Here is a 12,733-nt window from a genome sequence, read left to right on the forward strand (position 1 = left end):
GGACAAGATGGCTAACGATAAAATTATTATTCATGGCGCCAGAGCGCACAATTTAAAAAATGTAGATGTAACAATTCCAAGAGATAAATTTGTAGTAATTACAGGGTTATCTGGTTCTGGGAAAAGCTCTTTAGCTTTCGACACACTTTATGCAGAGGGACAACGGCGTTATGTCGAAAGTCTCTCCGCTTATGCTCGTCAATTTTTGGGGCAAATGGATAAACCAGATGTTGACAGCATCGATGGCTTAAGTCCAGCGATTTCGATTGACCAAAAAACGACAAGTAAAAATCCTCGTTCGACGGTGGGAACGGTAACGGAAATCAATGATTATCTACGTTTGCTTTTTGCACGTGTGGGTCACCCAATTTGCCCTAATGATCACATTGAGATCACCAGTCAATCGGTTGAACAAATGGTAGATCAAGTGTTAGAGTTACCAGAACGGACAAAGATCCAAATTTTAGCACCAATTGTTGCAAAGAAAAAAGGACAGCATAAAAAAGTGTTTGAACGAATTCAAAAAGAAGGCTATGTCCGAGTACGAGTGGATGGGGATACTTTTGATATTACTGAGGTTCCCGAACTGGAAAAGAACAAAAAGCATGACATTGCTATCGTTATTGACCGAATTGTGGTGAAAGAAGGTATTCGCTCACGCTTGTTCGATTCTTTTGAAGCAGCATTACGCTTGGCAGATGGCTATGCACTGGTGGATGTGATTGGCGAAGAAGAAATGTTATTCAGTGAACATTACTCATGTCCTTATTGTGGGTTTACAGTTGGCGAATTGGAGCCACGATTATTTTCATTCAATGCGCCATTTGGAGCTTGTCCAGATTGTGACGGACTTGGTTTGAAACTAGAAGTTGACCAAGATTTAGTTATTCCTGATCGTGCCAAGACTTTGGCTGAAGGAGCCATTGTTCCATGGAACCCAATCAGTTCGCAATATTATCCTCAAATGTTGGCGCAGGCGTGTGAAAGTTATGGAATTGATATGAATACACCGTTTGATGAGTTACCAACAGAACATCAAGAAATTGTTTTGAATGGGACAGATGAATTATTCCATTTCCATTACGAAAATGATTTTGGTGGTGTGCGTGATGTCGAAGCATCTTTTGAGGGTGTGTTAAAGAATATTGCTCGTCGTTATCAAGAAACAAGTAGTGATTTTACGAGAGAGCAAATGCGTCAATACATGACGGAATTAACTTGTCAAACATGTAAAGGATTACGTTTGAATCCGCAAGCGTTATCTGTCAAAATCAACGGAACAAACATTGGCGAAACAAATGAATTATCCATCAAAAAAGCAGTTGATTTCTTCTCAGGGCTAACATTGTCTGAACAAGAAGCGATGATTGCTAAACCGATTTTAAAAGAAGTGAATGATCGATTATCATTTTTAGAAAATGTTGGGTTGGAATACTTAACCTTGAGTCGGGCTTCTGGAACATTATCTGGTGGGGAAGCACAACGAATCCGTTTAGCTACCCAAATTGGGTCAAATCTTTCTGGTGTTCTGTATATTTTAGATGAACCATCAATTGGGTTACATCAACGTGATAATGATCGTTTGATTGGCTCACTGAAGAAAATGAGAGATTTAGGCAATACCTTGATTGTTGTGGAACACGATGAGGATACGATGCGAGCAGCGGATTATTTGATTGACGTAGGACCAGGTGCTGGTGAGCAAGGTGGTCAAATCGTTGCAGCGGGGACACCTGCAGAAGTTGCGAAGGACCCGCATTCATTAACAGGACAATACCTATCAGGGAAAAAGAAAATTGCTGTACCAACAACACGCCGCCAAGGAAATGGGGAAGCAATTAAAATTACCGGAGCAGCAGAAAATAACTTGAAAAATGTGACAGTGAAGTTTCCGCTAGGAGAATTTGTAGCGGTCACTGGTGTCTCTGGCTCTGGGAAAAGTACCTTAGTCAATGGTATTTTGAAAAAAGCTCTTGCACAAAAATTGAATCGAAATTCAGCTAAACCGGGTAAATTCAAAACGATTTCTGGTTATGATAGTATCGAAAAAATCATTGATATCGATCAAAGCCCCATCGGTCGTACACCGAGAAGTAACCCAGCAACGTATACAAGTGTCTTTGATGATGTTCGTGATCTTTTTGCACAAACAAATGAAGCCAAAATGCGTGGCTACAAAAAGGGACGCTTTAGCTTTAACGTAAAGGGCGGCCGATGTGAGGCTTGTCGTGGTGATGGAATCATCAAAATCGAAATGCACTTTTTACCTGATGTTTATGTTCCTTGTGAAGTATGTCATGGAAAACGATACAATTCTGAAACATTAGAAGTACGGTACAAAGGGAAAAATATTGCTGATATTTTAGAAATGACTGTTGAAGATGCTGTAGAATTCTTCCAACACATTCCTAAGATTCATCGTAAATTAAAGACAATCGTGGATGTCGGATTGGGTTATATTACGATGGGGCAACCAGCGACGACATTATCCGGTGGAGAAGCGCAACGGATGAAATTGGCCAGTGAATTGCATAAAATATCCAATGGTAAGAACTTCTATATTCTCGATGAACCGACCACAGGGCTACATGCAGATGATATTGCGCGTTTGCTAGATGTTTTGCAACGTCTAGTGGATGCAGGAAATACAGTATTGGTGATCGAACATAATCTGGATGTCATCAAAACTGCGGATTATATCATTGATTTGGGACCTGAAGGAGGCGATGGTGGCGGAACGATTTTAGCCACTGGGACACCGGAAGATATTGTTAAAGTAAAAGATAGTTATACTGGACGATATCTAGAAAAAGTAATGGAAGAAAAGGTCTAAAAATTAAAAAATGGTGATATGGTTAAAAAAACTTTAAAAGATGATAAAACACTTGTTTTTTTAGATAGCATCTTCTAAAATACATTACAAGGTAGTTCTTTCTACACTGAATTGGTATAGATAAAAACTTCCTATAAGTTCAATCCGTTCAAAAAAGAATTGAGCAATCGGAGGAGTTTCCTTTGATTGCTTTTTTCTTTATGGTATGATATTCCTTGTGTAGTTAAATAAAGAATCAGTAGATTAATGAGTAAGTGAGAGATTGTGATGAATAGTAATGTAAATGAAGAATTTGTTCCTATACTATTAGGAAGTGATATGAACGTCTATGGTATGGCTCGTTCATTTAATGAAGCTTATGGAAAAGTGTGCCAAGCCTATGCTTCAAACCAACTTGCACCAACCCGCTATAGTAACATTGTGAGTGTTGAAGTGATTCCTGGTTTTGATAAGGATCCAGTTTTTATCGAAACGATGTTACGTTTGGCAAAAGAAAAATATTCAGATCAAAGCAAAAAATATTTGTTGATTGCTTGTGGAGATGGATATGCAGAGTTGATATCTCAGCATAAAGAAGAACTCTCAGCATACTTTATTTGTCCGTATATTGATTATTCATTATTCAAACGGTTAATCAATAAGGTAAGTTTCTATGAAGTTTGCGAAGAATATCAACTTCCTTATCCGAAAACATTGATTGTTAGAGAACCAATGTTAGTGGATGGTCGTTTGGAACAAGAGTTACCATTTGAATTTCCAGTTGCGTTAAAACCAGCGAATAGTGTAGAGTATCTTTCTGTTCAATTTGAAGGACGAAAAAAAGCATTTATTATCGACAATCGTGAAGAGTTTGATTTGATTTTAGGTCGAATTTACGAAGCTGGATATACGAGTGAGATGATTGTTCAAGACTTCATTCCAGGAGATGATAGCAACATGCGTGTGTTAAATGCCTATGTTGATGAAAATCATCAGGTTCGTATGATGTGCTTGGGACATCCGCTTTTGGAAGATCCAACGCCCGCGTCAATTGGTAATTATGTGGTTATTATGCCAGATTACAATGAAAAAATTTATCAGACAATCAAGAAATTTTTAGAAACAATCGAGTACACTGGCTTTGCGAATTTTGACATGAAGTATGATCCACGTGATGGTGAATATAAATTATTTGAAATTAATTTACGCCAAGGACGTAGTAGCTTCTTTGTTACGTTGAATGGGCTGAATTTAGCACGTTTTGTTACCGAAGACAGAGTATTCCATGAACCATTTACAGAAACTATTTATGGTACAAAAGATTCTGCGGATGCAAAACTGTGGATGGGCGTACCAAAAAAAATCTTTTTAACATATGCAAGAGAGAATGAAGATAAAAAAATTGCAGAAAAAATGATCCAGGAAAAACGTTTTGGCACAACTGTATTTTATGATGGCGATCGTTCATTAAAACGTTGGGTGTTAATGAAATATATGTTCCATAACTATATTCCTCGATTCAAAAAATACTTTCATGTGAAAGAAGGCTAGTCATGGAAAATTTTTTCAGTATTTTGGGCGGTATGGGAACAATGGCAACGGAAAGTTTTGTCCGCTTGATCAATCACCGCACGAATGCAACTAAGGACCAAGAATATCTAAACTATGTATTGTTCAATCATGCAACGGTACCTGATCGAACTGCTTACATTTTGGATCGTGAAAAGGAAAATCCAATTCCTTATTTGCTCGATGATATTGAAAAGCAAAACCTACTACAGCCCAATTTTATCGTATTGACTTGTAATACAGCACATTATTTTTTTGATGAGCTACAAGCAGCAACGACTATTCCTATCTTGCATATGCCAAGAGAAGCGGCCAATGAATTAGTTCGTCAACAAACGACTGGTTCAGTAGCCCTGTTGGGTACAGAAGGCAGCATGAAGGCAGGAATCTACGAGCGTGAAGTGAGACAATTAGGCTTTGACGTAGTGATCCCTGATGAGAACCTACAAGCAAAAATCAATCATTTGATTTATCATGATATCAAAGAATCAGACTACTTGAATGAAGCTTTATACTATGAAATTTTAGAAGAAGTGGTTAAGCGATTAAACTGTGAAAAAATCATTTTGGGGTGTACCGAATTATCATTGATGCAAGAATTTGTTTCGGATAATACGTACCCAGTCATTGACGCGCAATCGATTTTAGCTGATCGAACAATTGAGCTAGCAGAGAAATTTCGAGAACAGACTTCTAAATAGTAGTAACAATTAATTGAATCGCTAACGATAGAAAAACTTGGAGCAAGTATCATCATTTGTGGTATTTGGTCCAAGTTTTTTGTAACAAGAACTTATTTTTCCATGAAAATTCCATAATTAGGGAAGATATAGCTAGCGATGATACGCCCGGAATGATATAATTTAAAAGACAATTAGAGAGGGGCTCGTGAAGATGGCTGAAAATTTACAACTCGTAATTATTACAGGAATGAGCGGCGCAGGCAAAACTGTGGCGATACAAAGTTTTGAGGACATGGGATATTTTTGTATTGACAACATGCCTCCACGATTGATTCCTAAATTTTGGGAACTAATCAAAGAATCTGGAAAAGTAACAAAAATGGCATTGGGCGTTGATTTACGTTCCCGTTCATTCTTCGAAGAAATTCAAAAAATGTTGATTGAAATTGTTAATACAGATTTCATTGACACTTCGATTCTGTTCTTAGATGCTTCTGATGAAGAACTAGTAGCTCGTTACAAAGAGACTCGTCGTACCCATCCGATGGCAATGGACGGGCTAGTAACCGAAGGGATCCGTAAAGAACGTGCAATTTTAAATGAACTAAAGGTGCAAGCCTCTGTTGTGATTGATACGACAACGATGACACCACGTCAATTAAGAGAAAAAATCATTGCTACGTTCAAGACACAAGAAGATCAAGGATTTCGAATTGAATTTGTTTCTTTTGGCTTTAAATACGGATTACCAATTGATTCAGATATTGTGATGGATGTGCGCTTTTTACCAAATCCTCATTACATCCCAGAGTTGCGTCCATTAACCGGAATGGATCAACCTGTTTATGATTATGTGATGTCATTCACTGAAACAGAGGATTTTTATAGTCAATTTCTTCATCTGTTGGAGACTGTTTTGCCCGGCTATGTCAAAGAAGGAAAAAGCAGTTTAACTGTTGCGATTGGTTGTACTGGTGGACAACACCGATCAGTTGCTTTAACAGAGCGTTTATCAAAAGCGTTGAGTGAAAATTATAAAGTGAACGTTACACACCGTGACAAAGATAAACGGAAAGAGACGGTGAATCGTTCTTGAACATGAAAACCTATCGAATTAGAAAACCAAAAATTGTAGTCGTTGGAGGCGGAACTGGTCTTCCAGTTATTTTAAAAAGCTTGCGCAATCAAGGAGCTGATTTAACCGCAATTGTAACAGTGGCGGATGATGGAGGAAGTAGTGGTGCCATTCGAGAATCCATTTCAATGGCACCGCCGGGTGATTTACGAAATGTATTAGTTGCACTTTCTGATATGCCCCAATTCTATGAAGATATTTTTCAATATCGTTTTAAGAAAGAGGATCAGTTCTTAGCTAATCACAGTATTGGAAATTTGATTATTGCAGCTGTTTCAGAAATGAGAGGCAGCACTTATGATGCGATACAGTTGCTGTCAAGAATGATGCATGTAGATGGGCATATTTACCCATCCTCTGAAACACCGTTAACACTCCATGCGGTATTTAAAGATGGAACAACGGCTGTTGGTGAATCAAAAATTGCGTTAGATCGTAAAACGATTGACCATGTCTTTGTGCGAAATACAACAGATGATCAAGTAGCAAAAGCAGCACGTAAAGTTGTGAATGCTATTGTGGAAGCTGATATGGTTGTACTTGGTCCAGGAAGTCTATTTACGAGTATTTTACCAAACTTAGTTATTCCTGAAATTGGCGAAGCAATCGTTCAAACAAAGGCAGAAGTTGTTTACATTTGTAACATTATGACGCAAAAAGGTGAGACAGAACATTTCACTGATGCGGATCACATACGTGTATTGCACGAACACTTACATGAAAAATTTATTGATACGGTGTTGGTGAATACAGAAAAAGTACCAGAAGATTACATGGATCCTGAAGTCTATGATGAGTATCTTGTTCAGGTTCAGCATGATTTCAATGGGCTTAGAAATGAGGGCTGTCGTGTCATTTCAACTGATTTCTTGGAGTTGAAGAATGGCGGCGTGTTCCATGATGGCGAAAAAGTAGTTGAAGAACTTTTTCGATTAGTTTTTGGCTCGAAATATTAGATTAGGATTGTGAAAGAAAGGAGGAGAATAGAATGTCATTTGCATCTGATGTAAAAAAAGAGTTGACTGGTTTAGAAGTTCATCGTGAACATGCAAAAGCAGAACTTGCTGCTTTGTTGCGAATGAACGGCTCTTTAGGCATCGTCAATCAGCAGTTCATTTTAAATGTTCAAACAGAAAATGCTGCGATTGCCCGACGTATCTATTCTCTTTTAAAAGATCATTATAATGTTCGAAGCGAGTTACTTGTTCGAAAAAAAATGAAATTAAAAAAGAATAATGTCTATATCGTTCGCTTGAAGCAAGGGACGAAAAACGTATTGATGGACTTGGATATCATGGATGGCTTGATGTTTAATGGCCATGTGTCTGATGAAATCATGGGAAATGCACAGAAAATGCGTTCTTACTTACGTGGTGCATTTATGGCTTCGGGTTCAGTAAATAATCCAGAGACGAGCCGTTATCATTTAGAAATTTTTTCCATTTATGAACAACATAATCAAGATATTTGTGACATGTTGAATTACTATGGCTTGCATGCACGAACACTTGAAAGACGTAATGGCTATATTTCCTACTTAAAAGGAGCAGAAAAAATTGCTGACTTTTTGACATTGATTGGCGCGACAAATTCAATGTTGCGTTTTGAAGATGTTCGTATCGTTCGTGACATGAGAAATTCGGTGAATCGTTTGGTTAATTGTGAAACGGCGAATTTAAACAAGACGATTGATGCGGCTTCTAAACAGATTGAGAATATCGAGTTCATTGAAGCGAGAGTTGGTTTGCATGCTCTACCAGAAAAGTTGCAAGAAATTGCTGAATTAAGGTTACAACATCCGGAAGTTAGTTTGAAAGAATTAGGTGAGATGATACCTTCAGGAGCAATCTCAAAATCCGGAATCAATCATCGAATACGAAAGATTAATGATTTTGCTGACAAGCTGAGAGAAGAAGCTGTGTGATTGCTCTAGTAAAAAAGTATGGATTGCACAACTAATAAAAAAGGTGAACCAAGACGAAATTTCGTCTTGGTTCACCTTTTTTATTAGTTGAGTAAAGATGTTAATTCATCTAACGTGATTGCTTCGTCAAAAATAGTTTGATCGAGTAAAATCGTTGGGACAAATTGAATGTGGGCAGCATTTGCTTCATCAATAATTGCTTTTGCCCTTTCCATATCTGGCTGATAAGTTAATCCTAATTCTTGTCTTGCGTATTGCGCAACTTCTTCTAAAGAAAGATTTTTCCATTGCTCTTGTGTTTCAAAAATTTGTTTGATTTCTACTAAAGCTTTTTTGCCATCGTTCGCAGTAATATGATGGTGCATGACGTTTCCCCGTTGTAAACTTTCTTTTTCTTTATCAAATAGCTTAATTAGTCGATTCACTTTACCCTCTTGGACCCATGATTCGAGAGTTGAAAAAGATTCTTCAAACCATTTTTTACAATAAGGACAAGCAAGGTTGAGGAACTCAATCGTTGTTTTTGGCGCTGTTGTATCTCCGTAGTAGATCCCTGTTGTTTTGTTTGTTTTTGTTGCATCGATTACTGAAATATCCATAGAAACACCTCCAAACACATTTTACCGATTCAAAATCAAAAAAGATAGCGTTTTGTTTTAGAAGGATTTCACAAAATGTTTCTTATTAAAATAATGTTTTGTTGAAGTATGTGAATAAATGCTCGAAATTTATTTTTATTCCCCTCAAATTTACGGTATAATGAAGCAGATTACTCGAGAGAAACTGAACAAGGATGATGATAAATGCGAAAAATGAAAACCATGGATGGGAACACAGCCGCAGCATATATTTCCTATGCGTTTACCGAGTTAGCTGCTATCTATCCAATTACACCAAGTTCAACAATGGCAGAATTAGTCGATCAATGGTCGGCAGCAGGAAAGAAAAATCTATTTGGGCAACCAGTTAAAGTTATCGAAATGCAATCAGAAGCCGGCGCTGCTGGTGTGGTTCATGGCTCCTTAAAAACGGGTGCTTTGACGACTACTTATACAGCATCGCAAGGTTTATTATTGATGATTCCAAACATGTACAAAATAGCTGGTGAATTATTGCCAAGCGTTTTTCATGTGGCAAGTCGAGCAGTAACGACCAATGCGTTAAATATTTTTGGAGATCATGGCGATGTGATGGCTGCTAGACAAACGGGATTTGCCATGCTATCAGAAAGCAGTGTCCAAGAAGTCATGGACTTATCACCGGTTGCACACTTGGCCTCAATCGAAGCAGAAATTCCTTTCATGAATTTTTTTGATGGCTTTCGAACGAGTCATGAAATCCAAAAAATCGAAGTGTTGGAATATGATGAGTTAGCTCCGTTGATTAATCAAGAAAAATTAGCAAACTTCCGTCAACGGGCAATGAATCCAAATCATCCAACAGTTAGTGGAACCAATCAAAATCCAGATATCCATTTTCAACAACGAGAAACGATTAACCAATATTATGAAAAACTTCCGGAAATCGTTCAAAAATATATGCAAGAAATCAATCAGTTGAGAAATACCAATTATGATTTGGTTACGTATCATGGTGCGGAAGATGCGGAAGAAATCATCATTTCCATGGGATCTGTTGCTCAGACAATTGAACAGACAGTCGAATATCTAAACAAAAACGGCCGTAAAGTTGGCTTTTTGAATATTCATTTATATCGTCCTTTCCCAGTTAAAAACTTGCTGGAAAAATTACCAAATACGGTCAAATCAATTGCGGTTCTTGATCGAAGCAAAGAGCCAGGAGCTGGCGGAGAACCATTACTACTTGATGTTCAAAGTGTGATGTATGACGCAGAAATACGTCCAACAATTATTGGCGGACGTTATGGTTTGGGTTCAAAAGATGTTACTCCTGATCAAATCGTAACAGTCTTTGACGAATTACAAAAAGAAAAATCGCAAATGAAAACACGCTTTACGATTGGGATTGTTGATGATGTTACGTACACCTCACTTGAAAAACGTGACACACTTGATTTAACGAACCCAACAACGTATCAAGCAAAATTCTGGGGATTTGGCTCAGATGGAACAGTTGGCGCGAATAAATCTGCGATAAAAATCATTGGCGATCATACGAATAAGTACGCACAAGGTTATTTTCATTATGATTCTAAAAAATCAGGCGGTTTGACGGTTTCACATCTTCGTTTTGGGGATACACCAATCCGTTCGACCTATTTAGTTGAACACGCTGATTTTATCGCTTGCCATACGCCAGCATACTTGCATAGTTATGATTTGGTTAAGGGATTGAAACCTGGTGGGACGTTCTTATTGAATACGATTTGGAGCGATGCACAACTTGAAACCCATTTACCAACAAAACTAAAAAAATATTTAGCACAAAATGACATTCAGTTTTATACAATCAATGCAATGAAACTTGCACAAGAAGTAGGTCTTGGTCGCCGAATCAATACAGCAATGGAAACAGCCTTTTTTAAATTAGCCAATATTATTGATTTTGAAGAGGTCTTGCCAATTTTAAAAGAAGAAGCGCTAAAAAGTTATGGTCATAAATCAATGACGATCGTGGAAAAAAATACGCAAGCGATTGATCGAACAGTGGAACTTCTTCATAAAGTGACTGTTCCAGAAAGCTGGAAAACCCTTGAATTACCTAAAAAAGTCGCTCGTAAACAGTCAAGCTATGTAGAAGAAATTCTCGTACCTGTGAATGCGCAAGAAGGCAATGGATTGTCAGTAGGAACATTAGTGCGAAATGGAATGACAGCAGGTGAAATGCCAGTAGGAACAGGTGCTATTGAGAAGCGTGGCGTAGCGCTTGAAGTTCCTGAATGGATCAGTGATCGTTGTACCATGTGTAATGAATGTGCATTTGTTTGTCCGCATGCAGCAATTCGTCCATTCTTAGCAGATGAAGAAGAGATGGAAGAAGCACCGGAAGGGTTCATCGTTCGCGAAATGCGAGGGGCAGATGGACAGAAATATCGGATCCAAGTTTCTGTGGAAGATTGTACAGGCTGTGGACTCTGTGTTGAAGCTTGCCCTGCTAAAGGAAAAGCATTAGTGATGAAACCTTACGAAGAACAAAAAGAACAAGCGGTCAATTGGGCGTTTGCTATGACATTACGTCAAAAAGAAAATCCGGTTAAAGGAAAAAATACTGTGTTATCAACGCAATTCAACCAACCGTTATTGGAATTCTCAGGTGCTTGTTCTGGTTGTGGCGAAACACCTTATGTGAAATTATTGACTCAGATGTTTGGAGATCGAATGATGATTGCTAACGCAACAGGTTGTTCTTCGATTTGGGGTGGGGCATCGCCTGCGTCGCCGTATACGACGAATGAATGTGGTCAAGGGCCAGCTTGGTCAAATTCCTTATTAGAAGATAATGCTGAATTTGGTTATGGTATGTTATTGGCTGCGCAAACGCGACGTGAAGCTTTAGCTAAATCGATGAGTGAAGTTTTACCAAAAGTTTCGTCAGAATTACGTCGATTGATGGAAGATTGGTTGAATCATTTGTTTGATAGTGAAGGCACACAACAACGGGCGGCAAAACTTCAAGCTGCAATAGAAGAGGAACTTCAAACTGTACCAGAGCTAGCAATGATTTATCGCGAAAAAGATTTGTTTGTAAAAAATAGCCAGTGGATGATTGGTGGCGATGGTTGGGCATACGATATTGGTTTTGGCGGTATCGATCATGTGATTGCTAGCGGCGCAGATGTCAATATTTTGGTTTTGGACAATGAAGTTTACTCCAATACTGGTGGACAAACATCGAAAGCAACACCAGCTTCAGCGATTGCTAAATTTGCTGCCAGCGGGAAATATGCAGCAAAAAAAGATTTAGGTAAAATGGCGATGACTTATAATAATGTTTACGTTGCACAAATTGCCTCAGGCGCAAACCAAATGCAAACAATCAAAGCGTTCGAAGAAGCCGAAAAATTCCCTGGACCATCTCTGATTATCGCCTATACACCATGTATCACTCATGGCTTGTTTGGTGGGATGAAAGAATCTATCAAGGAAGCAAAAGAAGCTGTCTCTTCAGGTTACTGGTCATTGTATCGTTATAATCCAACTTTGTTTGAAAAAGGAAAAAATCCAATGACATTGGACTACAAAAAACCAGATTTTTCAACGATGACAGAGTTTATGCGTAAACAAGTTCGTTTTTCTTCGTTAGAAAACACAAATCCGCTAATGGCTAAAGAACTATTTGAAAAAACTGTGCATGATGCAAAAAATCGCTTTTACAGTTATGCACTGATGTCTGGTGAGTTAGAAAAAATCAAAGCGAAGTTAGAACCTGAATCGTTTTCGGATAAATCTGAGAAAGAACAAAAAGAAAAACGTGTACGGAAAGAACGGCCTGTTGATCTTGAAGCACAAGAAAGACGAGCAAAGCGACGCGAAGAACGTACGAAACGTCGGAAAGAACAAGAATGATGAAATAAAAGATTTGCTAATGACGCCTCAACGGTGAAAATTAGCAAGTCTTTTTTTGACGAGAAAATAAATTGTAACTTTCTTGAAAAAAATGTGTTTTTATCTGGAAAAACGAGGCAGAAA

General features: G+C 38.1%; 8 protein-coding genes. 7 read left to right on the top strand and 1 reads right to left on the bottom strand.

Annotated elements, in window-relative coordinates; translation table 11 throughout:
* Positions 1-7: 7 nt before the first annotated feature.
* The 6 genes from uvrA to whiA all read left to right on the top strand — a co-directional run bounded on the left by uvrA (position 8) and on the right by whiA (position 8,123).
* Complete coding sequence (uvrA, locus tag JZO71_RS00985) at positions 8-2,833, top strand: excinuclease ABC subunit UvrA (RefSeq protein ID WP_206897736.1); 2,826 nt, start codon at positions 8-10, stop codon at positions 2,831-2,833.
* Positions 2,834-3,097: 264 nt separating this feature from the next.
* A complete protein-coding gene (locus JZO71_RS00990) occupies positions 3,098-4,363 on the top strand; it encodes a D-aspartate ligase (RefSeq protein ID WP_206897738.1) in 1,266 nt (421 codons plus the stop codon).
* A 2-nt stretch (positions 4,364-4,365) separates the two neighbouring features.
* Entirely contained in the window at positions 4,366-5,082 is a 717-nt protein-coding gene (locus JZO71_RS00995; RefSeq protein WP_206897739.1) for an amino acid racemase, read from the top strand.
* A 193-nt stretch (positions 5,083-5,275) separates the two neighbouring features.
* Positions 5,276-6,160 (top strand): RNase adapter RapZ, encoded by an 885-nt coding sequence (rapZ, locus tag JZO71_RS01000; RefSeq protein ID WP_067484287.1) that lies wholly within the window; start codon positions 5,276-5,278, stop codon positions 6,158-6,160.
* Positions 6,157-7,155 carry a gluconeogenesis factor YvcK family protein gene (locus tag JZO71_RS01005; protein ID WP_206897740.1) on the top strand — a complete coding sequence of 333 codons (999 nt, stop codon included), beginning with the start codon at positions 6,157-6,159 and terminating at the stop codon, positions 7,153-7,155. The genes rapZ and JZO71_RS01005 overlap by 4 nt, the downstream gene beginning before the upstream one ends.
* A gap of 32 nt (positions 7,156-7,187) precedes the next feature.
* Entirely contained in the window at positions 7,188-8,123 is a 936-nt protein-coding gene (gene whiA / locus JZO71_RS01010; protein WP_206897742.1) for a DNA-binding protein WhiA, read from the top strand.
* A gap of 83 nt (positions 8,124-8,206) precedes the next feature.
* Here whiA and JZO71_RS01015 read toward each other — a convergent pair whose 3' ends face one another.
* On the bottom strand, positions 8,207-8,722 hold the full coding sequence (locus JZO71_RS01015; protein ID WP_206897744.1) for a DsbA family protein: 516 nt from the start codon (positions 8,720-8,722) through the stop codon (positions 8,207-8,209).
* Between the two features lie 204 nt (positions 8,723-8,926).
* Here JZO71_RS01015 and nifJ point away from each other — a divergent pair, with 204 nt between their 5' ends.
* Positions 8,927-12,610 (top strand): pyruvate:ferredoxin (flavodoxin) oxidoreductase, encoded by a 3,684-nt coding sequence (nifJ, locus tag JZO71_RS01020; protein WP_206897746.1) that lies wholly within the window; start codon positions 8,927-8,929, stop codon positions 12,608-12,610.
* Positions 12,611-12,733: the final 123 nt, after the last annotated feature.

The sequence above is a fragment of the Candidatus Enterococcus courvalinii genome (genome assembly GCF_017315945.1).
GTDB classification, from domain to species: domain Bacteria; phylum Bacillota; class Bacilli; order Lactobacillales; family Enterococcaceae; genus Enterococcus_B; species Enterococcus_B courvalinii.